Annotated in this window: 21 protein-coding genes; 10 read left to right on the top strand and 11 right to left on the bottom strand. The window is 62.6% G+C overall.

Features of this window, described 5'->3' with window-relative positions; genetic code table 11:
• Positions 1-101: 101 nt before the first annotated feature.
• Positions 102-701: a bifunctional nicotinamidase/pyrazinamidase gene (pncA, locus tag L598_RS08400; protein ID WP_144861528.1), complete on the top strand. Its 600-nt coding sequence runs from the start codon at positions 102-104 to the stop codon at positions 699-701.
• 70 nt (positions 702-771) lie between these two features.
• Here the strand turns inward: pncA and L598_RS08395 are convergent, their stop codons facing one another.
• The 8 genes from L598_RS08395 to mtnK all read right to left on the bottom strand — a co-directional run bounded on the left by L598_RS08395 (position 772) and on the right by mtnK (position 9587).
• On the bottom strand, positions 772-1479 hold the full coding sequence (locus tag L598_RS08395) for an ABC transporter ATP-binding protein (protein ID WP_144861527.1): 708 nt from the start codon (positions 1477-1479) through the stop codon (positions 772-774).
• A gap of 4 nt (positions 1480-1483) precedes the next feature.
• Entirely contained in the window at positions 1484-2206 is a 723-nt protein-coding gene (locus tag L598_RS08390) for an ABC transporter ATP-binding protein (protein WP_186444966.1), read from the bottom strand.
• Positions 2203-3168 (bottom strand): branched-chain amino acid ABC transporter permease, encoded by a 966-nt coding sequence (locus L598_RS08385; protein WP_144861525.1) that lies wholly within the window; start codon positions 3166-3168, stop codon positions 2203-2205. Before L598_RS08385 ends, L598_RS08390 begins: the two co-directional genes overlap by 4 nt.
• Positions 3165-4046 (bottom strand): branched-chain amino acid ABC transporter permease, encoded by an 882-nt coding sequence (locus L598_RS08380; RefSeq protein ID WP_144861524.1) that lies wholly within the window; start codon positions 4044-4046, stop codon positions 3165-3167. Before L598_RS08380 ends, L598_RS08385 begins: the two co-directional genes overlap by 4 nt.
• A gap of 163 nt (positions 4047-4209) precedes the next feature.
• Entirely contained in the window at positions 4210-5514 is a 1305-nt protein-coding gene (locus tag L598_RS08375; protein WP_144861523.1) for an ABC transporter substrate-binding protein, read from the bottom strand.
• 152 nt (positions 5515-5666) lie between these two features.
• Positions 5667-7022 (bottom strand): hypothetical protein, encoded by a 1356-nt coding sequence (locus L598_RS08370; protein ID WP_246658683.1) that lies wholly within the window; start codon positions 7020-7022, stop codon positions 5667-5669.
• Between the two features lie 166 nt (positions 7023-7188).
• Positions 7189-8322, bottom strand: a complete 1134-nt coding sequence (mtnA, locus tag L598_RS08365) for an S-methyl-5-thioribose-1-phosphate isomerase (protein WP_144861521.1) — start codon at positions 8320-8322, stop codon at positions 7189-7191.
• Positions 8319-9587, bottom strand: a complete 1269-nt coding sequence (gene mtnK / locus L598_RS08360) for an S-methyl-5-thioribose kinase (protein ID WP_144861520.1) — start codon at positions 9585-9587, stop codon at positions 8319-8321. The genes mtnA and mtnK overlap by 4 nt, the downstream gene beginning before the upstream one ends.
• 131 nt (positions 9588-9718) lie before the next feature.
• On the opposite strand from mtnK, the gene L598_RS08355 reads away from it, so the two are divergent.
• The 3 genes from L598_RS08355 (at position 9719) to L598_RS08345 (ending at position 13401) form a co-directional block, all read left to right on the top strand.
• Complete coding sequence (locus L598_RS08355) at positions 9719-11230, top strand: sugar ABC transporter ATP-binding protein (protein WP_144861519.1); 1512 nt, start codon at positions 9719-9721, stop codon at positions 11228-11230.
• A gap of 88 nt (positions 11231-11318) precedes the next feature.
• Complete coding sequence (locus tag L598_RS08350; protein WP_144861560.1) at positions 11319-12314, top strand: ABC transporter permease; 996 nt, start codon at positions 11319-11321, stop codon at positions 12312-12314.
• Between the two features lie 31 nt (positions 12315-12345).
• Positions 12346-13401: a substrate-binding domain-containing protein gene (locus L598_RS08345; RefSeq protein WP_144861518.1), complete on the top strand. Its 1056-nt coding sequence runs from the start codon at positions 12346-12348 to the stop codon at positions 13399-13401.
• Positions 13402-13463: 62 nt separating this feature from the next.
• Here the strand turns inward: L598_RS08345 and L598_RS08340 are convergent, their stop codons facing one another.
• The 3 genes from L598_RS08340 to L598_RS08330 are packed head-to-tail and all read right to left on the bottom strand — an operon-like array spanning position 13464 to position 17505.
• Complete coding sequence (locus L598_RS08340; protein ID WP_144861517.1) at positions 13464-15518, bottom strand: bifunctional aldolase/short-chain dehydrogenase; 2055 nt, start codon at positions 15516-15518, stop codon at positions 13464-13466.
• Positions 15519-15562: 44 nt separating this feature from the next.
• The gene (locus tag L598_RS08335; protein WP_144861516.1) at positions 15563-16525 is read right to left on the bottom strand and encodes a sugar-binding transcriptional regulator; all 963 of its coding nucleotides are present in this window, start codon (positions 16523-16525) and stop codon (positions 15563-15565) included.
• 50 nt (positions 16526-16575) lie between these two features.
• Positions 16576-17505: a LysR family transcriptional regulator gene (locus tag L598_RS08330; RefSeq protein ID WP_144861515.1), complete on the bottom strand. Its 930-nt coding sequence runs from the start codon at positions 17503-17505 to the stop codon at positions 16576-16578.
• A 289-nt stretch (positions 17506-17794) separates the two neighbouring features.
• Here L598_RS08330 and L598_RS08325 point away from each other — a divergent pair, with 289 nt between their 5' ends.
• From L598_RS08325 to L598_RS08300, 6 genes are read left to right on the top strand one after another with little or no spacing between them, the layout of a single operon-like run.
• On the top strand, positions 17795-19030 hold the full coding sequence (locus L598_RS08325; protein ID WP_144861514.1) for an ABC transporter substrate-binding protein: 1236 nt from the start codon (positions 17795-17797) through the stop codon (positions 19028-19030).
• Between the two features lie 2 nt (positions 19031-19032).
• Complete coding sequence (locus tag L598_RS08320) at positions 19033-19827, top strand: ABC transporter ATP-binding protein (RefSeq protein WP_144861558.1); 795 nt, start codon at positions 19033-19035, stop codon at positions 19825-19827.
• On the top strand, positions 19820-20530 hold the full coding sequence (locus L598_RS08315; RefSeq protein WP_144861513.1) for an ABC transporter ATP-binding protein: 711 nt from the start codon (positions 19820-19822) through the stop codon (positions 20528-20530). The genes L598_RS08320 and L598_RS08315 overlap by 8 nt, the downstream gene beginning before the upstream one ends.
• Positions 20531-20536: 6 nt before the next feature.
• A complete protein-coding gene (locus L598_RS08310; protein WP_144861512.1) occupies positions 20537-21424 on the top strand; it encodes a branched-chain amino acid ABC transporter permease in 888 nt (295 codons plus the stop codon).
• A gap of 16 nt (positions 21425-21440) precedes the next feature.
• The gene (locus tag L598_RS08305) at positions 21441-22400 is read left to right on the top strand and encodes a branched-chain amino acid ABC transporter permease (protein ID WP_246658682.1); all 960 of its coding nucleotides are present in this window, start codon (positions 21441-21443) and stop codon (positions 22398-22400) included.
• A 9-nt stretch (positions 22401-22409) separates the two neighbouring features.
• Positions 22410-24008, top strand: coding sequence for a GMC family oxidoreductase N-terminal domain-containing protein (locus L598_RS08300; RefSeq protein ID WP_144861510.1), 1599 nt, complete (start codon positions 22410-22412; stop codon positions 24006-24008).
• Positions 24009-24116 lie beyond the last annotated feature (108 nt).

The raw sequence follows: 24116 nt of genomic DNA, 5'->3' as shown, positions 1-24116 counted from the left end.
TCATTTGCATGCAAATGATATCAGCGCTGAACGGCTTGTCAAAGCGGAGTTTTTCGGGCCACCCTGCACCGGAGATATTTGCCGCCAGCAGGAGACGGGAAATGACAGGGGAAGCGCTGATCGTCATCGACGTGCAGAACGATTTCTGTCCGGGCGGCGCGCTGGCCGTTGAACATGGCAACGAGGTCGTGCCGGTCATCAACAGCCTTATCGAGAGTTTCGAGCATGTCGTGCTGACACAGGACTGGCATCCGGCGGGGCATTCCAGCTTCGCCTCCAGCCATCCGGGCAAGAATGCTTTCGAGATGACCGATATGCCCTATGGGCCGCAGACGCTATGGCCGGACCATTGCATACAAGGCACTCCGGGTGCCGATTTCCATCCCGGCCTGCGATGGACCAAGGCCGAACTGGTCATCCGCAAGGGCTTCCGCAAGGAGATCGACAGCTATTCGGCCTTTTTCGAGAACGATCACAAGACCCCGACCGGTCTTTCCGGATATCTGCGCGAGCGCGGGATCGGGAGGGTGATGCTGGCCGGGCTGGCGACGGATTTCTGCGTCGCCTATTCGGCACTCGATGCCGTCAAGCAGGGCTTTGCCGTGGCGATCGCCATGGATGCGTGCCGAGGGATCGACCTCAACGGATCCATGGCAGCGATGACGGAGAAAATGCGTGAGGCGGGAGTGGAGTTGCGTTGATTCTTGCCTTATCCCACACTGCTCGTTTCATTCGCAACCCTTCCCGCAAGGGGAAGAGGAAAAGGGGCGCTCAACCCACCCCCACATAACGGTGCACGAGATCGGGATCGGCTCGTAGCCGCTCGACATCGAGCGTGTCGCGGTTCTGCCCGTTCTCGATGAAAGCAACGCGATCGGCCACCGGCAACACCGCGTCGACCCGCTGCTCGACGAGGATCGTCGAGACGCCGCGTTCGCGCAGTGCCGCGACCGTTTCGCGAATCCGCGCGATCATGGACGGCATCAGTCCTTCCGTCGGTTCGTCGAGGAGAAGCACCTGCGGCTCGAGGCAGAGCGCGCGGGCCATGGCGAGCATCTGCTGCTCGCCGCCCGAAAGCGTGCCGGAACGCTGCTTCAGCCGCTCGCGCAGGACAGGAAAGAGATCGAGCACGCTTTCGCGCGTCGCTTTGCCCTTTTTGCGCGTCATCAGGCCGATCTCGATGTTTTCGGCCACCGTAAGTTCGGCGAAGAGACGGCGGCCCTGCGGCACATAGGCGACGCCTGCCTGCGGCACCTGATGGGCGGTCAATCTGGTCAGGTCGGTCTCGCCGAGCATGATCCGCCCGGAGCGCGGCGGGACGAGGCCCATGATTGCCTTGAGTGCGGTGGTTTTGCCGGCGCCGTTGCGGCCGAGCAGGCACAGCACCTCGCCCTGCATCAGCTCCAGCGAAAAGCCGCGCAGGACCTGCACATTGCCGTAGAAGCAATCGACATTTTCGAGCGTCAGGGCGGCAGTCATCGGGTCACGCTCCGAGATAGGCACGCTGGACATCAGCGTCGGCGCGGATCGCCTCCGGTGTCCCTTCGGCCAGGATGCGCCCCTGCTCCATGACGGTGATGCGTCCGGCAAGTTCCATCACGACATGCATGTTGTGCTCGATCAGGAGAATGGTGGTTTCCTTCGAAAGATCGCGCACGAGGGCTATGAAATTCGCGATCTCGCCGTCCGACAGGCCTTGCGTCGGCTCGTCGAGGATAAGAAGACGCGGCTTGAGCGCCAGCCCCATGGCCACCTCCAGAAGGCGCTGATGGCCATAGGCCAGCTTGCCGGCAACGGCATTGGCGTGGCCGGTGAGCCCCACTTTCTGCAAAGCGTCCATGACGCCATCGTGGAGCGCTCCACTCTTGTCTTTGCCATCGAGCAGGCGCCGCTGGACCGAAAGGGCGACATTGTCGAAGGCGGTGAGGTTCGCGAAGACGCTGGTGATCTGGAACGTGTAGGCGATGCCGGCGCGGACGCGTTGATGCGCTTGCAGGCCGGAAATATCCTTGCCATCAAATGTCACCGTTCCCGAACTCGGCAGGACTCTGCCGCAGATGAGGCTGACGAAAGTGGTCTTGCCTGCCCCGTTTGGGCCGATGATGGCGCGAATCTCGCCGGCCGGCAGGTCGAAATCCACGTGATCCACCGCCTTCAGCCCGCCGAAGGAACGTCTCAAGCCTCGCGTGGAAAGGAGAGGCGTCACGGCAGCCATGGCGCCCACCTTTCGCGGATGCTGCCCAGGATGCCCTTCGGGAAGAACAGGATCAGCAGGATCAGCGCCGCGCCGACCACGAGCAGATAGGCAGGCATGAAGCCCGAGGTGAAATCGACGATGTAGAACATGAAGAGAGTGCCGATCAGCGGCCCGAGCGTCGTCGCCGCGCCGCCCAGCAGCACCCACAGCAGCGGCAGGATCGAATACTGGATCGAGGCGAAGCCGGAGCCGACATAGCCGAACAGCAGCGCATAGGCGGCGCCCGAGGCGGCGCAGAAGGCGCCCGATAGGACCACCGCCGCAAGCTTGTTTGTAAAGACGTTGTAACCCAGCATGCGCATGCGCTCCTCGTTCTCGCGGATGGCGACCAGCGAGCGGCCGAAGGGCGAGCGCACGATGAAAAGCGTGACAATCAGCACCGCGGAGAACAGAACAAGCGCGATCAGGTAGCGAAGGGAGGGATCGGTCAGCGCCAGGTCGAGATCGCCCATGCGCAAGTGCCGCAGGTCCTGCCTGATCACAAGGCCTTCCTCGCCGCGCGTATAGGTCGTGAAAAAGAGGGTGATCAGGTAGAAGACCTGGGCGAACATCAGGGTCACGATCATGAAGGCGACGCCTGTGGTCCTGAGCGCCAGGAAGCCGATGGCGAGCGCCAGCACGGCACCGGAGACGATGCCGGCGATGAAGGCCGGCGCCACGCTCCAGTCGAGATGATAGACCGGCAGCCCCGCACCATAGAGACCGGCTGCGAAGAACATCGCATGGCCAAGGCTGAGCAGGCCAGTATAGCCAAAGAGGATGTTGTAGCCCATGGCAAAGGCGGCAAGCACCAGGACGCGCGAGAATACGCCCCGGTGATATTCCGGCAGGACGAAGTTCAGGATCAGCAGGCCGAGGATGACGGCCGCGTGCAGGGCGAAGACTCTGCCGGAAGGAGCCCTGCCCGTCATCTCGTTTCGGCTCCGAAAAGGCCCTGGGGCCGGAAGACAAGCACCAGCGCAACGAAGGACGTGGCGATGATCTTGGCGAGCGTCGGCGAGAAGAAGACGGAGATGATGCCGTCGGAAAGGCCAATGAGCACGGCGGCGACAACGGTCCCGCGCAGCGATCCCAGACCGCCGATGATGACCACGATGAAGGACAGAAGCAGCGGGTCGAGCCCCATCAGGTAGTGCGCCTGCTGGATCGGCACGATGAGCACGGCAGCCACTGCCGCCAGCATCGCGCCGAGGGCGAAAACGCCGGCATAGACGCGATCGACCGGTACGCCGAAGGCTTGCGCTATTTCGCCGTCATATTGCGTAGCGCGCATCACGAGGCCGATTTTCGTGCGGGTCAGGACGAACCATGTGGCAAGGACGAGCAGGATGGAGGCGGCTATGACCGCCAGCTTGTAGGAAGAATAGCCGAACCACGGCAGCCGGATACGGAAATCGAAGGGAGCGACGACCGGCCGTGCCTCGGGGCCGTAGAAGGTGAGCACAAGCTGCTGGATGATGTAGAGCAGGCCGATGGTTGCGACGATCGTGGCCTCCGGCTTGTAATCGAGCCGGCGCAGCACGAGCCGCTCCGAGACGAGCGCCACCGCGCCGACAATCAGCGGGCTGACGATCAGGGCGAGGAGGAAACCGATTGCCGGATTTCCGCTGACAAGGCTCGACACCCACCAGGCAAGCACCGCGCCGAGCATGAAGAATTCGCCGTGAGCGACATTGACCACGCGCATGACGCCGAAGACGAGAGACAGGCCGAGCGCTGTCAGGGCCAGCACCGCCGCCATGACCAGACCTTCGAGGGTCGCCAGGAGGAGGTAAGGTCCGAATGCCATGCCGTACCTTCACCTCCCCCTTGTGGGGAGGTCGCGGCCCCGAGTTTGTCGAAGGGGACGCGGGTGGGGGTAAAAACGGCTGTATTGCTTCATATCGCACCCCCGCCCCGGCGCGTTACGCGCCGACCCTCCCCAAAAGGGGGAGGGTAATGTCGCGCGCCCATCACAGCGGCATTGTCATGTAGTCGGCCTCGGGCTCGTATATGCCGTCCTCAATGGAGGTGCGGTGCACGACCTTGAGCTTCATGTTCTCCACCAGGGAGATGTTCTGGTGGCCGAAGCACTGGTGGATCTTGCCGTTGAAGGTCTTGTCGCCTTGCGGGTGCTCCTTGCCCTCGGCGAATTCGGTCATCGCCTCGGTGGCTTCGATCAGCTTGGCGCGATCTTCCGGGCCCTTGTAATCCGCAGCCTCCATCGCGGCCTTGATGACATAGAGCGTCTCCCAGCAACCGAACATATGGGCGGCAGTGGAGACATCCTTTGGATCGTTCACGCTGGCGCCGTTCTCGTCGATGCCGACGGCGTCGCGGTAGAATTTCTGCGCTTCGGAAGCGTCCGGCTGCAGATAGCGCGGCGAGCCTTCCCAGAAATGGCTGCCTTCAAGGAATTCCAGGCCCGGGCTGGCGAGATCGACGGCCTCGAGCGAATCGATGAAGCCGAACAGTGCCGGTCCCTGCGAGCCGAAGAACTCGCCCATTTCCTTGACGAAGGTCAGCACGGCCGGACCGACCATGACGTGGTAGATGGCGTCCGTATCGGGGGGGATCTGCGGGAAATAGCGGGTGAAGGAGGTTTCCGTCGGCGGGATCGGCAGCATGGCGACCACCTCGCCGCCCTGTTCCTGGAAGGCGGGGCCGAAGAAGTCGCGATGGTCGTGGCCGAAGGCATAGTCGGGGAAGACCAGCGTGACCTTCTTGCCGATATTGCTCGCGATCCACGGCGCCACGGAGCGCACCTGCGCCTTCACGTCGGTGATGCCGGGCTGAATGCAGTAGCGGTTCAGCTTGCCGGAAGCGACGTGATAGCCCTCGCTGACAACGTAATAGGGTATCTTCAACTCGCCGGCGGCAGGTGCCGAACCCGTCACCACATGTGAAAAGAGCGTGCCATAGACGAGATCGACCTTGTGCTGGTTGGCGAATTTCTCGACCACCTCGGCGCCGCGCTTCGGATCGGTACCGTCGTCCTCGACGACGATCTCGAGCGGACGCCCGTTGATGCCTCCGGCCTCGTTGATGAGTTTCACCGCCGCGTTGGTGGTGCGCTCATACCACCGGCCATAGGCAGCGCCGATGCCGGTGCGGTGACACTGGAAGCCGATGCGGATCGGTTCGGCCGATTGCGCTTGGGAGTAACGAACAAAGCCCGGTCCCATCATCAGGCCGGCCGCGGCGCCGAGGCCCTTCAGCGCGGTGCGGCGGGTAAGGCCTGAACTTTTGACGGCTTTGTCGGTGCGGATTTCAGTCATGCCTGTTCCCCTTTGATCGCGGCGGCAGACTGTTCCGGACAGTCCGACATACCGTCTTTGTGGCATCGAAAATCACTTGTGTACAAACTAAATCACCAATCCTGCGGGCTGGCAATATGCCATGCCGCAAGGGAAGGCGGGAGTGCATCCCGTCATCCTGCCGTCGGCGACGAAAGCAGCCAAAGCCCGAAGACCGTATAGCCTACCATGAGGGCCGCCAGAGGGATCTGGCTTGTCGCCGCATCCCGCTGCGAACCATGGATGCGATAGGCGATGACATGGGCGATGACGACCGCGAGCATGTGGCCGCCGATGATTGCGGCGACCTGGGCATTCCATATCATCCAGGCCGATTGCGCGCCGAGCGCGACGCCCGCCTGGACATGAAAGCCGGCCGTTCCGAAGAGGTTCCAGCCCTTCGACAGGGGATCGGAAAGGGCGGCCAGCGCGTATTGGCCGTTGACGAGCAGCGCCGTCAGATAATGGGAGAAGTGATAGGCCATGGAGATCGGCACGATCGACCAGACGAGAAGGCCGGCTGACTGGCCGAGACCGGCAGGGCGCGCCGCCATCCTGTCACCCAGGGCAACGGCGATGAGGAATACCGCGACCAGCGCGGCAAACATGGCGGCGAGCCCGAGGCTGTTCGGCAGGATGACGGCCGAACGGCCGGGAAAATCAAGCGGGTTGATGCCGATCAGGCCGAGCCATGTGAATGTGCGCATGAAACCGTCGAAGGAGACAGAGCTTAGCGCCAGCAGAAGAAAGGCGACCCCGCTCGGCGGCAGGGGATCGGAGTCGACGGCCTTGGCTCCCGGCAGTCGCAGCGCGAGTTGCCTGCACGCGTCTTCCTCCTTCGCTTCGAAGGGGGAAAGACGGGCAATCATGGAAAAGAAGGTCGAGAGGAACTCCACCCGGCGCGCCCAATCCTCGTAGCCGAAAAGCAGCATTCCGGCGAAGCTGAACAGCCAATAGGCCAGGCAGGCGGCTGCGAGGCGCGCCGGATCGTCCGGCGCCAGATAGACGAGCTCAAACCAGGCAAAGGCGAAGAGGAGCATGACCGCCGGCCAATAGCCCCATGCCTTGGGCAATCGGAAAGGCTCGCCCGCTTCACCGCGTCCGGTCAGGGCCATGACGACGCGCCACGGCCCGTACCAGGGGTTGATCCTTGCCCACAGATTGCCAAAGATCCCTTGCGCGAGCGTCAGGCCGACCCAGAGCAGGGTCCAGACGGCCAGCGGCAGCGGATTGGAGAGCGGATCGCGGCTGCCGAGGAAGCCTGCCGCCACGAGGCAGGCGAAGACCGCGAAGGACAGGAGGCTGGCCAGCGTCCGCCCCGTTGACGGAAGCGCAAGCAGGAGCAGGCGCTTGCGCGCCATTTCCTCCAGCGGCCTCGGCGACAGGAAGGCCAGCACGAGAAAGCTCAGCGACACGGCAAGCGCCCCGCCGGCAACATAGTAATGTGTCGGAAGCAGGAGCACATGGCCACGCTCCGACGCATGCGCCATTGCCTCGCCGCGGGAGACCGCGACGAATGCCGACGCCAACCAGATTTTCCTGGTGAATGCGCTATATGGAACCGCCCGCATGACGTGGCGATTTGTGACCGGTTTGGTGAATTTGGCAAGCGGCCTTTCAACTGTCGCGCCAACGGATCGACGGCGGCGACGTGTGCTACCGAGACGTTTTGCCCAAACCTGCCTTGCCTCCATGACCGGCGCGCTCGGGGAAAAGCGCCTTCAGCCCTTCCACCGAGGCTTCGGCGATGCCACGTTCGGTAATGAGGCCTGTGACGAGCCGAGCCGGCGTCACGTCAAATGCGGGGTTGGCCGCCCCGGTCGCCTCGGGCGAGATGCGCACCTGCGTAACCTCGCCTTCCGCCGTGCGGCCCCAGACGAGCGACACCTCGTCACCATTGCGCTCCTCGATAGGGATCTCCTTCAGCCCGTCGGCCACCGTCCAGTCGATGGTCGGCGACGGCAGGGCGACATAGAAGGGTATGCCGTTGTCGCGCGCGGCAAGCGCCTTCAGATAGGTGCCGATCTTGTTGCAGACGTCGCCGTTGGCGGTGGTGCGGTCGGTGCCTACGATGACCAAGTCGACCTCGCCGCGCTGCATGAGATGCCCTCCTGCATTGTCGACGATCAGCGTATGCGGCACGCCGTGGCCGGCCATCTCCCAGGCGGTGAGTTGGGCGCCCTGGTTGCGCGGCCGCGTCTCATCTACATAGACATGGACGGGAATGTCCCCCTCCGTCGCCAGATAGATGGGTGCCGTCGCCGTGCCGTAGTCGACGGTGGCGAGCCAGCCGGCATTGCAATGGGTGAGGATGTTGACCGGTTCGCCGGGCTTCTTGCTGGCGGCGATCTGCCGGATGAGCGTCAGGCCGTGCTTGCCGATGCTGCGGTTCAGTTCCACGTCCTCGTCGGCGATCTCTGCGGCGCGCCGGTAGGCGGCCTCCGCTCTTTCTTCCTCGGGAAGCCGGTGCAGGAGCCTGCGCATCTCGTCCAGCGCCCAGCGCAGGTTGATCGCGGTCGGCCGCGTGGCATGCAGCTTCTCCCAGGTGGCGTCCAGAGCCGCATCGGAAGGGTCCTCGCGCATCTGCAGCGCCATGCCATAGGCTGCCGTGACGCCGATCAGCGGCGCGCCGCGCACCCACATATCCCTGATGGCGGTGGCGACCGCATCCACCTTGCGCAGATTCTCTATGCGGAACTCGTGCGGCAGCCAGCGCTGGTCGATAATGTCGACCGACCAGCCATCGTCATTGAGCCAGATGGTGCGGTAGTGGCGGTCTCCGACCTTCACGACAGCTTCCCTTCGTCGAGCRKGGSGGSGAGCCGATTGATCTCGTCGAGCGATTGGATGCGATGGCGGTTGACGGCGAGATGCCGGCCGAGCTTCAGCGCTCGCGCCTCGCAGGCCGCCCTCAGATCCGCATCCTCGATCTCCTCGAAATCGGCATTGTGGGCGAGGCCAAGGATGCGCCGGTGAATCTCCACCCCGGCAAAACCCAGCATGTCCGTCCACAATTCACGGACTACATGGTTCAGCGCCTGCTCGGCAGCAAGGGGATCGTCGCGGCCCTCGAAAAGGCTCGCCTGATACAGGATGCCCGTGCGTTCCGTCCGCCACAGCAGGGCAAACTCGTTGCGGAAGATTTCCCAGGTGTCGGAGATGACCTTGAGCAAATAGGAGCGCATGTCAGTACGCGAGTCTTGCGTCTCGTGGCCGCGCTGCGAAAAAAAGGCCATCCAGTAATTGGCCAGAAGCATGCCGACATCGAAGGCCATCGGGCCGTAGAAGGCGAATTCCGGATCGATGACGCGCGTGTCCTCCTCCGTCACCATGACCGAGCCGGAATGCAGATCGCCATGGACAAGGGTCTCGGCACAGGAGGCGAAGCGGTGCTTGAGCTTCTGCGCCTCCACCTTCAGGTCGCGGTCGGCCCGCAACTCGCCGACAAGCGCGTCGAGCTGGGGCGAGGTATGCCGGTTCATCGGCGCTTCGAAATACGGATCGGAGAAGACGAGGTTTTCCGTGATGTCGCAGAGCTCGACATTGTCGGCGAAGAGGGCAACATCGGCCTTGCGCTCGCGGGTCTCCATGTGCAGGTCCGAGCCACGGAACAGGGTGCGCGCCATGAAGAGCCCGAGATCCTCGGCGATGCGCGGCAATTGCCGGCCCTGTATCAGTGCCTTGCGGAGGATAATGTGCGGCGAAAGATATTCCATGACGATGAGCGCCTGCCCTTCGTCAAAATGGTATATGGCCGGCACCATGCCGGGCGCGCGCTTCTCCTGCCGGACAAGGGCATTGTATTCGAAGAAGGAACGCTTCAGGGGCAATGGCCAGCTATCGCCGACCAGGCGGACATAGGGCAGCGCCTGCTTGACGACCACGGAGCCTTTGCTCCCCTCCACGATGAAGACGAGATTGAGGTTCCCGTCGCCGACCTCGCGAATCTTCCAGGCTGAAACGTCCGGTCCTACCTTCTTCTTCAGGATGTCGATTTCGCCAAGCCTTCCCGCCAGCGTCTCCACGGTCAAAGCCTCGAACGGCTTGTCCTGCATTATGTCGTCTCCCCTGATGTTTTCCTCCCGGCGGAGGAGATCGCGTGATCGACGCTAGGGCCCGTTCTGTCAATTGTCAATCTGGTTGACATTTGACGGCATTGTTCATAGCGTCGAATGGGGAGGATGCCATGGGCGAGAGCGCCGTTTTCCGCATAGCGAGCTTGAGGAAATCCTTCGGCCCCATCCAGGTGCTGCGTGGAGTCGATCTCGAGCTGCACGCCGGCGAGGTTACCGTGCTCATGGGCGCCAACGGCGCCGGCAAGTCAACGCTCGTCAAGATCGTCAGCGGCGTCTATCGGCTGGACGGCGGTTCCATGACGCTGGCGGGCCAGTCCTTTGAGCCCGTTACCCCGGCCGAAGCCATGCGCTCCGGCGTCGTGACCGTCCACCAGAACATCAATGACGGCGTCGTGAGTGCGCTCGACGTCGCCACGAACCTCACGCTCGACCGGCTGAACGGGGCCGGGGCGAAGTTCTTCTTCAGCCGCCGGCAGGTGCGCCGAGAGGCGCGGGCCGTGGCCGAACGGATGGGGCTGGATATCGACCTCAGGGCGGATATCGTCGATCTTTCGCTGGCGGATCGACAGATGGTCTCCATTGCCCGCGCCATGGCGCATGAACCGAAGGTGATGATTTTGGACGAGCCGACTTCGTCGCTGTCGGCAAGCGAGGCGTCGCGGCTCTTCGAACTCATCGACAGGCTGCGTGCCCGCGGCGTCGCGATCCTCTACATATCGCATCGCATGTCGGACATCCGCCGCGTGGCGGACCGGATCGTCAGTCTGCGAGACGGCGCGATCGCGGGCCTGTTCGAGGAGAAGCCGCTCGACTACGAGGGCGCGGTGGAAGCCATGCTGGGCCGCAGGATCGGCCGCACTTCCGTCGCCGTAAAGGAGGGCTCCCGCCCTGTCTTCGCGGCCGAAGACCTGCAGATTGCTCCTGGCGCGCGGCCTTTCGGCCTTTCGCTCGCGGCTGGCGAGGTGGTGGCCGTCACCGGTCTTGTCGGCGTCGGCAAGACCGCTCTCGCGGAAACGCTTTTTGGCATCCGTCAGCCTCTTTCGGGACGAATGCGGCTTGGCGGCGCGGAGTACCGTCCGAAGACGCCGGCCGAGGCCATCCGTTCCGGTGTGTTCCTCGTGGCGAAGGACAGGGCCGACAGCGGCATCGTGCCGGAATTCAACATCTACGAGAATATGAGCCTGCCTTTCCTGAAACGTCTTTCGCATCTGGGGATCATGCGGCGGCGCGCCGAGCGCCGCTTGGCGCGCAGGCAGATCGAGGGCCTGAAGATCGTCTGCCGCAACGAGCGCGACGACATGTCCATGCTTTCCGGCGGCAACCAGCAGAAGGTCATGGTGGCACGCTGGCTTTCCTATCCGGCTGACCTGCTGATCCTTGATGAGCCTTTCCAGGGCGTCGACATCGCCGCCCGTCACGACATCGCGGCAAAGCTCCGCGCCAGCGCCGGCGAGCGTGCGACCTTGCTTTTCCTGACCGAACTGGACGAGGCGCTGGAAACCGCCGATCGCATTCTGGTCATGTCGGAGCACACGATCATCGGCGAACACCGCAACGCGGACATCGACATGGATCGGCTGCTGGCCGAGGTTGCGGGACGCGATCTTGCGGGTGCGGCTTGAGGACATCGGGAGAATTTCGAGAATGGATGCGACGGCCGGCAAAGACAAGGAAAAAAGCGTGCTCGACGGCGGCGCGCGCAAAACCGGCATGAATATGCGCGATCTGGCCATCCGTTACGGCTTCCTGACGCTGCTGGTCGGGCTGATCGTCTTCTTCTCCTTCTTCACGCGCGGCTTTGCCTCTCCGCAGGCAGCGGTCTTCATCCTGCAATCCGTGTCGATCACCGGCATATTGGCGCTCGGCGTGACGGCGACGCTGGTCGTCGGGGGCTTCGACCTTTCGATCGGCTCCATCGCGACCAGCGCCATGATGGCGGCCGCCTATGTGATGGTCGTGATGGAGCAGAACGCCTTAGTGGCCGTGATCGCCTGTCTCGCGATCGGTGCCATCGTCGGGCTGATCAACGGCCTCATCATCTGCTACATGCGCGTGCCCGATCTGCTGGCTACGCTTGGAATGATGTTCCTCCTGATCGGTTTGCAGCGCATACCGACGGAAGGCCGCTCGATTGCGGCTGGCATGACCCTGCCGGACGGCTCAACGGCCCCCGGACAGTTCAGCGCCAGCTTCCTGGCGCTCGGGCGGCACCGCTTCGATTTCTTCCTGCCCAATCTCGTGCCGGCATCCGTGGTCGTCCTGATCGTGCTGGCGATCCTGATCTGGTTCTTCCTCGAATATACCCGTTTCGGGCGCATGATGTATGCCGTCGGCAGCAATGCTCGGGCGGCCGAATTCGCCGGTGCGCCGGTCAAGGCATACAAGATCTGGGCCTACGTTATTTCTGGAATATTTGCCTCAATAGGCGGGATTCTGCTCGCCGCCAGACTTGGACGCGGCGATATCGCCTCGGGTAACAATCTGCTGCTCGATGCGGTGGCGGCGGCCCTGATCGGCTTTGCCGTGCTGGGCGCGGCCAAGCCGAACGCCTTCGGCACGGCGATCGGAGCGCTTTTCGTGGGCGTGCTTCTACAGGGGCTGACGATGATGAACGTTCCTTATTACACGCAGGATTTCGTCAAGGGTGCGGTGCTGATGATCGCCCTGATGTTCACATTCGCGCTTTCGGCGAGGAACGCCCGCTAGCGGGAAAACAAGAGAAAAGGTGGAGGAAGGCATGAACTTCAATCGTAGAATTCTCGGCAAACTGGCGATCGGGCTTCTCGGCGCGAGCATGTTAGGCCAAGGGGCGGCAATGGCGCAGGACAGGCCGGCGCCATTCGACAAGCCGGAAGAAGTGGAGATCGCACTGGTGCGGTATCTTTCGACCGGCGATTTCTTCCAGGCCTATTTGTCGGGGGTGGAGGCGCAGGCGAAGGCCCTCGGCGTCAATCTGCGCGTGCTCGACAGCCGGCAGGATGCCGCCCTTCAGGCCGACATGGTGGATCAGGCCATCGCCCTTGGTGTCGACGGCATCATCATCCAGCACGGCCTGACCGAGTCCATGAAGGCGGCGGCGCAGCGCGCCGTGGACGCCGGCATCAAGGTCGTCGCCTTCGACGTCAATGTCGAGAATGAGGCCATACCGCAGATCGAGCAGTCGGACCGTGACCTTGCGCGCCTGGCGCTGGAACAGGCGATCAAGGACAATGGCGAAAGCTGGAAGGCGGCCTATGTCTATGTCGCCGGTATCGCGCCCCTCGACCGGCGCGACGAGACCTGGCGGGAATTCAAGGAGAAGTATCCTGGCATTGAGGAGGTAGCGCAGTTCGGCACGCTCGACAATCCCATCGCCAATTCGGTCGCCAACCAGGCGCGCTCGGTGCTGACCGCCAATCCGGACATTCAGGTCGTCTTCGCGCCCTATGATGAGTTCGCCAAGGGCGTGAAGATTGCTGTCGACGAGGCCGGCATGTCCGACGCCATCAAGATCTATTCCGCCGACATTTCGACTGCTGATATCTCGGCCATGCGCGAACCCGGCAGCGCCTGGGCGGCAACAGCGGCCACCAATCCGGCAGTGGTGGGCGAGGTCTCGGTGCGTGCGCTCGCTCTTCTGCTTGCGGGCGAGGATCCGGGCAGGAGCGTCATCGTGCCGCCGACCCTGATCACACAGGCTGAACTCAACGAGCAGGATATCAAGAACATGGAGGAACTGGGCCAGAAGCTGCCGCAATTCGCCCATGCCGATGTCGTGGTTCCGGACTGGATGCCGCTGCCGCCACGCGATTGAGGGGCACATTGGAAAAAGGGGCGGCTACACGGCCGCCCTTTTTCGGTCAGGAGCTCGCTGGCCTACCGCAGCGCGGCGGCCATGTTCCCGCCGTCCACGGTCGTGACATCGGCCGTCGTGCGCTCCGCCAGCGCATGGTGCAGGAAGGCCTGGGCCACATGTTCGGCCCTGACCTCCTGCCCGAGCAGATTGCCGGACATATAATCCTTCTCCGACAAACCACGGGCTTTCGACCGGCTGGCGACCATTTCGTCGGTCAGCAGACCCGAACGGATGCGGTCGGCATTGACCGCATTGGAGCGGATGCCGAGCGGACCGTATTCCAGCGCATACTGGCGCGACAGGAAAAGCGTGGCCGCCTTCGGCAGGCCGTAGGCGCCGAAATTCGCGCCCGGATTCACCGCCTGCTTGGAAGCGTTGAACAGCAGCACGCCGCCGGTGCCCTGTTCTTTGAAGATGCGCACCGCATTCTGCGCCGCGGTCTGATGAGCGAAGAAGTTGAGCTCGAAGCTCCTGCGCAGGAGCGCGTCATCGATCTCGCCGATCTTGCCTTCCCAGGCAGCGCCCGCATTGGAGACAAGGATATCGAGGCCGCCGAAAGTCTCGACCGCTTCGTCGAAAGCGGCCCGCACCGACGCCGGATCCGTGACATCGGCAGCGACGCCGATGGAGCCGTTGCCCGCCTCCTTTGCCACGGCTTTGGCCTTCTCGCCGTTGAGATCGACCACCACCACATGGGCGCCCTGAGCAGCGAAGAGCTTCGCCGTCGCAGCGCCGATCGCGCCGGCGCCGCCGGTCACGAGCGCCACCTGACCGGTCAGCGGCTTCGGCTTGTTGGCGGCGATCTTGGCCTGTTCGAGGGACCAGTATTCAAGCTCGAAAAGGTCCGACAGCGGGAGCGGGCTGAAGGAACCGATGGATTCGGCGCCACGGATCGCATCAATCAGCATCTCGCCGACATCGGCGGCGATCTTCGCCTCCTTTAATGTGCGTCCGTGGCCGAAAAGGCCAAGACCCTGGACAAAGGTCAGGCGCGGCATGGGATCAAGCATGGTGCGCGAAACGTCGTCACGCGCATCATTGGTCTCGAAATATTTCCTGTAGCGGGTCGAAAAATCGGCGATGCGTTCTTCGATGACCTTCCGGTACGCACTCAGCTTGGATTTCTCCGGCGCCGGCAGGACCATCGGCCCGGTCTTGATGCGGATCGAAAGATCCGGCGTGCTGACGCCGCGTTTCGACAGGTCGTCCGCATTCTCCGCATTGGCGAATTCCAGGATAGCGTCGGAGGTGCGGAATTCGCTCACCATGCGGTCGAAGCGGCCCTCGCCCTTGTCGACGGCGACGGCGCCGCGCAGCATGGAGGCGATCTCGGCCGGTGACGCGAGTTCGCCGGGCAGCGACACCGGCGTGAAGGGCTGCTTGCCGTTCTGCGCCACATAGTCTTCCGCCATGGTGACGTAGCGGATCATCAGCTCATAGGCTTCCCTCGCGCTTTCGGCGAAGGTGAAGATGCCGTGCTTGTCGAGGATCAGGCCCTCGACCGAGGGATCGGCGTCATAGATGTCTGCGGCCGCCTTGGCGAGGTCGAAGCCGGGCTTGATGTAAGGCACGAAGCCCATCCTGTCGCCGAAGACCTTGCGGCATAGCCGTTCGCTATCGTCCTGATCGACCAGCGCGAGGATCGCCGTCGAATGGGTGTGATCGACGAATTTGTGTGGCAGGAAGGCGTGCAGCAGCGTCTCGATAGACGGATTCGGCGAGGATGGATCGATGAGGTTGGCCCGCTGCATGGCGACCATGTCCTCGTCGGAAAGCATGTCCAGCCTGCGCGCCTTCAGAAGCGAGTCCAGCTTGACCGCAGGCAGCCCCGCAGGCTCGATCACGGCCATGTCCCAGCCGCTGCCCTTGACGCAAAGCACGTCCCATTCCTCGCCGAGGATGTCGGTGGCTTTCGTCTTCAGCGAGGTGTTGCCGCCGCCATGCAGCACCAGGCGCGGTTCGCCGCCGAGCAGCCGGGTCGTGTAGACCCTGAGCGCGAGGTCGCGGTCGACGCCCTTCTTCGCATATTCGCTGACAAGCTTCTCAGCTTCGCCGTCGTTCCAGAGATTCTTCATTGTCTTTCCGATTTACGCTCTTCGCTGTTTTTTGCGCCGCCGTCCTACTCGGCGGCCGCCGCTTTCGCCTCGAAATGGCCGGCAAGCCGCTCGGCCATGGTGGAAGTTACCACCAGATGTGTGCAGAAGCCGCCGGCCAGGGCTGCGAGCGTCGGGCCGAACTTAGCATCCTCCTGGATGACCATCAGGCGCCGGGGAATGGCCCGGATCGAAGCGAAATCGGCCGAGATGACACGCCGGTTGTAGTCGCAGTCAAGCAAAACCCCCTGGGCGTCAATGATCTGGCCGGCAATGACGCCCGCACCCTGTTCCTTCAGGACATTGAGTTCCTCGAGGCTCAATGCGCCGCATTTCACCACATGGCTGTCGGCGTCGAGCGTACCGACGGAAAAGAGGGCCAGATCGCATTCCGCGACGCTGTCGAGCTGTTCCTTGATGACCGGCTCCTGGCGCAATTCACCCGCAAGTCGCGCCGAACTCAGGACCAGAGGCGCATAGAAGTTCAGGCCCTTGGCGCTCAGCCGGCGGGCGATCTCCATCGTGCATTGATCGGGCCGGTAGGAATAGGGGGCGCCGAGATTGCCGCAGAGCTGGACCACGGTCACCCCATCGCGATCGGCATGGGCCATGACGTCGGCCATGGCATAGACGGTTCGGCCCCAGGCCACCCCGACCCGGTCGCCATTCTGCACCATTTCCAGGAACACGCTCGCCGCCAGCGCGGGGATTTCGGCAGCCGGATTGGAGGCAAGCCCTTCCTGTCCCGCGACCCAGACGGTTTCCAGTCCCAGCACGTCTTCGAGCCTCCGGGCCAGAACATCATTGGAGAAAAGATGCGTCGATGTCGAAATATTGACGATGCCGGTCTCGCGGGCGCGACGGAGATAAAGCGCGACGGAGGCGCGGGATATGTTGAGCCGCTGCGCCACCTCATCCTGGCGCAGGCCATGGGTATAATAAAGCCACGCGGCCTTGTGGATAATCTGCTCGGCGGGACGATAAGCCATGAGCCTCCCCTTCGTTCGACATTATTCATGGCAATTGACAAAAGTCAATTTCACCCTGGCTGCTCGGACCTTTCCAGCAAGGCGTCGCCCCGGAACAGATCGGCAGCGGCTTTCGCCTCGGTCTTGATGAAGTCTGTCAGCATGCGAATGCGCGGGGCGGCGGCCAGATCCTCATGGCAGATGCTCCAGTAATCGCGATCGAGATGAACCTCGCGCGGGATCACAGGGACAAGATCCGGATAAAGGCTGGCGATGAAATGCGGCAATATGCAAAGACCCACGCTGCCTCGGGTGGCGGCAAGCTGGGCATGGATGCTGGAGCATTGATAGCTGGCGCGCAAGCCAGGCAGCACTTCCCGATGATAGTCCAGACCGGGGGTGAAGATCGTGTCCTCCACATAGCCGATGAAGCGATGGCCAGTGAGATCGGCATGACGCTCGATCGGTGGATGGGCCGCAAGATAATCGCGGCTGCCATAGACGAAGAGCCTATAGGGCGTGATCTTCTCGTGATGGTAGGCTCCGGCCTTGACCGTCGTCAGGGTGATCGACATGTCGGCCTCGCGGCGCGACAGGGAGACGATCTGCTGTATCGTCAGGAGCTCTATGGACAGTCCCGGCTGCGACCGGGCAAGGACCGGCAGCCGATCGGCCAGGAAGTAGTTTCCAAATCCCTCCAGCGTGCTCAGCCGCACCACGCCGCCAATTTCCGTCTTGCTGCTGGCGGCCTCGTTTTCAAGGCTGACGGCCTCCCGCTCCATGGCCTCCGCCTTCTCGACGAGCCTTTCGCCGAGCGCGGTCAGCACATATCCGCGCGCGCTGCGCTCGAATAGCTTGGCTGACAGCGCCTGCTCGAGGCGATCGATGCGCCGCGAGACGGTGGCGTGATTGGTGCGCAGCTTGCGCGCGGCGGCCGATAGCTGGCCGGATTTGGCTACTGCCAGGAAGAATTGCAGGTCGTCCCAAGTGAAACGTCGCATGGCTCTCTGTGCAAATTTGCACTAAACATGTGCGGAATTGAGGGGTTGTGTACGCAAATGTCAATGCTATGTGTCTTCCCGGCTTGCGGGCTTGCGGAGGCACTTGACATGGAGCCGCCTATCGCGTCGCAATCCAATCGGGGGAACGGCAGGCCAGGCTAAAGGCGGTTGTCGTCCGGACGACTGTCCGGAAGGGATTGAGGTTTCGCGCCTAGCTTCCAGATAATAAGCTGAAGGGCTGGCAGTAACCGTTCCAAGGATGAATGTGATATTCGGGAGGATATCGAGAATGAGAATACTCGCGCTCGCTTCGGCGGCACTGTTGGCGGCAACGGTCATTCCCGCCGCCGCCCAGGACAAGATATCCGACGGCAAGGTCAAGATCGGCATTCTTAACGACCAGTCCGGCGTCTATGCGGATTTCGGCGGCAAATGGTCCTTCGAGGCGGCCAAGATGGCTGTCGAGGATTTCGGCGGCGAAGTGCTTGGCGCGCCGATCGAGGTGATCACGGCCGACCATCAGAACAAGCCTGACATCGCGGCCAATATCGCGCGCCAGTGGTACGATACCGAACAGGTCGATTCCATTATGGAACTGACGACCTCCTCGGTGGCGCTGGCGGTGCAGGGCATCTCCAAGGAAAAGAAGAAGATCGACATCGTTACCGGCGCGGCGACAACCGAGCTCACGGGCGAGCAATGCTCTCCTTACGGCTTCCACTGGGCCTATGACACCCATGCGCTGGCCGTCGGAACCGGCGGCGCGCTCGTGGAACAGGGTGGCGACACTTGGTTCTTCCTTACCGCCGACTACGCTTTCGGTTATTCGCTCGAAGAGGAGACGTCCAAATTCGTCAAATCCAAGGGCGGCGAAGTCGTCGGGGCGGTTCGCCATCCGCTTGCCACGACGGATTACTCTTCCTTCCTGCTGCAGGCACAGTCTTCCGGCGCCAAGGTGATCGGTCTTGCCAATGCCGGTCTCGACACCTCGAATTCGATCAAGCAGGCTGCGGAATTCGGCATCGTGCAGGGCGGACAGCGCCTGGCGGCACTGCTCTTCACGCTGGCGGAAGTGCACGGCCTCGGACTGGAGTCGGCTCAGGGCCTGACGCTTACCGAGGGCTTCTATTGGGATCGCGATGACGAATCTCGCGAATTCAGCAAGCGTTTCTTCGAACGCACCAACCGCATGCCCAACATGATCCAGGCGGGCACCTATTCGGCGGTCCTGCAGTATCTGAAGGCGATCGACGCGGCCGGAACGGATGAGACGGAAGCGGTGGCTGAAAAGCTGCATTCGATGCCGGTCGATGACGTTTTCGCCAAGAACGGCAAGGTTGGTCCGAACGGCCGCATGATCTACGATATGTATCTCATGGAGGTGAAGTCGCCCGATGAGAGCAAGGAGCCGTGGGACTATTACAACGTTCTCGCGACGATCTCCGGCGACGAGGCCTATATCAAGCCGGCCGATAGCGGCTGGGCGCGGGGGGGGCCCGGCCGCTGGTCAGCCAGTAGCCGATGACCATGGCCGAAGCGGTGGATCAGAACCGCACAGCAAAGGAAGCAGCGCCGCAGGTGGTCTTGTCCGCCCGCGGCCTGCGCCGCGACTTTGCCGGCTTCGTGGCGGTCAAGAATGTGGATCTCGACGTCGAGCACGCCCGAATCCATGCCCTGATCGGCCCCAACGGCGCCGGCAAGACCACGGTCTTCAATCTGCTGACCAAGTTCCTGCAGCCGACCAGCGGCACGATCACCTTTCTTGGAACCGACATAACCAATATGGCGCCCGCCAAGGTGGCGCAGATGGGGCTCGTGCGCTCCTTCCAGATTTCCGCGATCTTTCCGCATCTGAGCGTACTCGACAATGTGCGCGTGGCACTGCAAAGACCCCAAGGTCTCGGTTATCAGTTCTGGCTGCCTCTGCGCTCGCTCGACCGGTTGAACCGGCGGGCGGAGGAATTGCTGGAATCCGTCGGTCTCGCCAGAGAGCGCCATAAGCTCGCCGCCGACCTCTCCTATGGACGAAAGCGCGTGCTGGAGATCGCCACCACGCTGGCCCTCGACCCGAAGGTCCTGCTGCTCGACGAACCCATGGCGGGCATGGGGCATGAGGATGTCGGCACCGTTTCCGAAATCATCCGCGGCGTGGCAAGGGATCGCGCCGTGTTGATGGTCGAACACAATCTCAAGGTCGTCGCCGATCTCTGCGATACGATCACCGTGCTTCAGCGCGGGGAGATAATCGCTCAGGGCGACTATGCGACCGTCAGCAAGAATGAACAGGTGAAGATCGCCTATATGGGGACGGGCGATGAATAAGACGAATCCGCTCCTTTCCGTCAGCGACCTTCACGCCTGGTACGGCGAGAGCCATGCCCTGCACGGCGTCAATCTCGAGGTCTTCGAGGGCGAGACAGTCACGCTGCTCGGTCGCAACGGCGTCGGCAAGACGACCACCCTGCGCGCCATAATGGGGCTGATCCGCAAGCGGACCGGCAAGATCGAATTCGAGGGCAAGGACCTGATGCGGCTGCCGCTGCATCGCACCGCCTATGCTGGCATCGGCTTCGTTCCCGAGGAACGCGGCATCTTCGCCACGCTTTCCGTCGAAGAGAACCTGATGCTTCCGCCGGTCGTGTCCAAGGGCGGCATGACGATAGAGGAAATCTACAAGCTCTTCCCGAATCTGGAAGAACGCCGCAACAGCCAGGGCACCAAGCTCTCCGGCGGCGAACAGCAGATGCTGGCCATCGCCCGCATGCTCCGGACCGGCGTGAAACTGTTGCTGCTCGACGAGCCGACGGAAGGCCTCGCCCCCGTCATCGTCGAACGCATAGGGGAAGTGCTGAAAACGCTCAAGCAGCGCGGAATGACCATCCTGCTGGTGGAGCAGAATTTCCGTTTCGCCCGCCGCATCGCCGATCGCTTCTATCTGATGGAGCATGGCGTGGTGACCACGGGCTTCCCCGTCGAGGAACTCGACGAAAGAATGGCAGTCCTCCATGAAGTGCTCGGAGTTTGACACGCCGTGACCATGATCTTCGGAATACCCATCCAGGCGCTTTTCGGTCAGCTTCTTGTCGGACTGATCAACGGCTCCTTCTACGCCATGCTCAGCCTCGGGCTGGCGATCATTTTCGGCATGCTGCGCATCATCAACTTCGCCCATGGCGCGCAATACATGCTCGGCGCCTTCGCCGGCTATATGCTGCTTGCCTATGCCGGCATCGGCTATTGGCCGGCACTCATCCTGGCACCGATCCTAGTCGGGCTGACGGGCATCGTCATCGAACGCCTGGCGCTGTCGCGTCTCTATAATCTCGACCATCTCTATGGCCTGCTCTTCACTTTCGGCCTCGCACTCGTGCTCGAAGGTGTCTTCCGCTACTATTACGGCGTCTCGGGCCAGGCCTATTCTCCGCCGCCGCTGCTTGCCGGCGGCACCAATCTCGGTTTCATGTTCCTGCCGAACTACCGGGCCTGGGTGGTCGTGGCATCGCTTATCATCTGCCTCGGGACATGGCTGCTGATCGAGAAGACCAAGCTCGGGGCCTATCTGCGTGCTGCGACGGAGAATCCGTCTCTGGTGCAGGCATTCGGCGTCAACGTACCCTTGCTTCTGACGCTGACCTACGGCATCGGCTGCGGTCTGGCCGGTCTGGCTGGCATCATGGCAGCGCCCGTTTATCAGGTCAGCCCTCTCATGGGTTCGAACCTCATCATCGTGGTCTTCGCGGTTGTCGTCGTCGGCGGCATGGGATCCATCCTCGGCGCGATAATCACGGGATATGTGCTCGGCCTGGCGGAAGGATTGACCAAAGTATTCTACCCCGAAGCCTCCAGCATCGTGATCTTTGTCATCATGGCGATCGTGCTGCTGCTCCGGCCCGCCGGCCTGTTCGGAAAGGATGCCTGAAATGGCTGATGTCACAATGACCGGGACCCAGTCGACGGTTGGCACGCGCCTGGAATGGCTGCTGATCGCCGTAGGCATAGTGGCGCTCGTGGCGGCACCCTTCTTCTTTTATCCGATCTTCCTCATGAAGCTTCTGTGCTTCGCCCTCTTCGCCTGCGCCTTCAACCTGCTGCTCGGCTATACCGGCCTGCTGTCCTTCGGTCATGCGGCCTTTTTCGGCGGCGCCGCCTATTTCACCGCCCATGCGGTCAAGGTATGGGGCTGGACCCCGGAAGCCGGCGTGCTGCTCGGCGTGGCGGGCGCGGCGGTGCTGGGGCTGGTCATGGGATTCCTGGCAATCCGCCGGCAAGGCATCTATTTCGCCATGATCACGCTCGCCTTGGCGCAGATGTTCTTCTTCTTCTGCCTTCAGGCTCCCTTCACGCATGGCGAGGACGGCATTCAGGGCGTGCCCAGGGGCGACCTGTTCGGCCTGGTCGACCTGCGCATGCCGACCAACATGTATTATTTCGTGCTTGTGGTCTTCCTGATCGGCGTCTTTGCCATCTGGCGCATCGTCAATTCGCCCTTCGGCATGATCCTGAAATCGATCCGCGAAAACGAAAACCGCGCCATTTCGCTCGGCTACAGCGTTCAGCGCTACAAGCTCGCCGCCTTCGTCATGTCGGCGGTGCTTGCCGGGCTGGCCGGATCGGTGAAGGCGCTCGTCTTCCAGTTCGCCACGCTGACCGATGTCGGCTGGCAGATGTCCGGCGAGGTCATCTTGATGACGCTGCTCGGCGGCATTGGAACCATGGTCGGCCCGATCGTCGGCGCCGCGCTTGTGGTGACGCTGCAGAACTATCTGGCGACATCGGAATTCCCCGTCACGGTTGTCACCGGCGCAATCTTCATGATCTGTGTGCTTCTCTTCCGCCGCGGCATTGTCGGCGAGGTCTATGCACGGCTGGCAAACTGGAACGGCGATCGCCACTGACGCATCACTATGCCTGAAAGCTTCGACTATATCATCGTCGGTGCGGGCACGGCCGGCTGTGTGCTCGCCAACCGACTGTCGGCTGACCCGAAGGTTTCCGTCCTGCTGCTCGAAGCCGGGGGCAAGGACAACTATCCCTGGGTGCATATCCCGGTCGGTTATCTTTACTGCATCGGCAATCCGCGCACCGACTGGTGCTTCACAACGGAGCCGGAGAAGGGCCTCGGCGGCCGTTCACTTGGCTATCCCCGCGGCAAGGTGCTTGGCGGTTGCTCCTCCATCAACGGCATGATCTATATGCGCGGCCAGGCGCGCGACTATGATCTTTGGCGCCAGATGGGCTGCACCGGCTGGGGCTGGGACGATGTGCTTCCCTATTTCAGGAAATCCGAGGACTATTACCGCGGCGCCGACGACATGCATGGCGCGGGCGGAGAATGGCGCGTCGAGGAGATGCGCGTGCATTGGGAGGTTCTCGACGCGTTTCAAGCTGCCGCCGAGGCCCTCGGCATACCGCGCATCGACGACTTCAACCGGGGCAATAACGAAGGCTCGTCCTATTTCAAGGTCAACCAGCGGGGCGGCGTGCGCTGGAATGCGGCCAAGGCCTTTCTCAAGCCGGCACGGCATCGCAGGAATCTCACGATCGAGACCGGCGCGCATGTCCGCCGCCTTCTGGTCGAGGATCTGTCCGCGCGCGGCGTGGAACTGGTCCAGCAGGGCCGCACGCGCACCGTCCGGTGCAACCGTGAAATCATCCTTGCCGCCGGCGCTATCGGCTCGCCGCATATTCTCGAGCTTTCCGGCATCGGTCGCGGCAGTGTCCTGAAGAAGGCCGGCATTCCGGTGGTGCTCGAGCGCAAGGCGGTCGGCGAAAACCTGCAGGATCACCTTCAATTGCGCTGCGCCTATAAAGTGACGGGCATCCGTACATTGAACGAGCAGGCAAGCCGGCTTCTGGGCAAGATGGCAATCGGCTGGGAATATCTCATCAGCCGATCAGGGCCCATGTCCATGGCGCCGAGCCAGCTCGGCTTGTTCACACGCTCCGATCCGTCTTTCGAGACACCCAATCTGCAATATCACGTGCAGCCGCTCTCGCTGGAGAAGTTCGGCGAACCCGTTCACCCCTTCCCGGCCTTCACCGCCAGCGTCTGCAATCTGCGGCCCGAAAGCCGCGGCACGGTTCATCTGACGTCGCCGGATTTTACCAGGCAACCGGCGATACGGCCCAACTACCTTTCCGCCGAGGCCGATCGGCATGTGSCRSCCGACGCGATCCGCCTGACGCGCCGCATCGTCGAGCAGGAGCCGCTGAAGCCCTATCGCCCGGAGGAGTTCAAGCCTGGGCCGGAATATCAGAGCGAGGAAGAGCTGGTGGAGGCGGCGGGCAAGATCGGCACCACGATCTTCCATCCCGTTGGTACCTGCCGCATGGGAGCCGATCCCGAATCCGTGGTCGATCCCGAACTCCGGGTGCGCGGCATTTCCGGCCTCAGGGTCGCGGATGCCTCGATCATGCCGACCATCACCTCGGGCAACACCAACTCCCCTACCATCATGATCGCCGAGAAGGCAGCCGATTTCATCAAGGCCGCCGCGCGCTGAAGCGCATGTCTCCGCCTGGCCTATGCGCTTGTCCGAGGGAGCGTGATTGACTTCCGGCGTCATCTGTCCGATGCCCCTGTCCGAGCAAGTTCCCGATCCTGGATGGAC

This window comes from Mesorhizobium sp. J18, from assembly GCF_007829525.1.
Lineage (GTDB): Bacteria > Pseudomonadota > Alphaproteobacteria > Rhizobiales > Rhizobiaceae > VLJP01.
The sequence above is the reverse complement of the archived record's forward strand: the minus strand, read 5'-3'. Positions and strand labels throughout refer to the sequence as shown.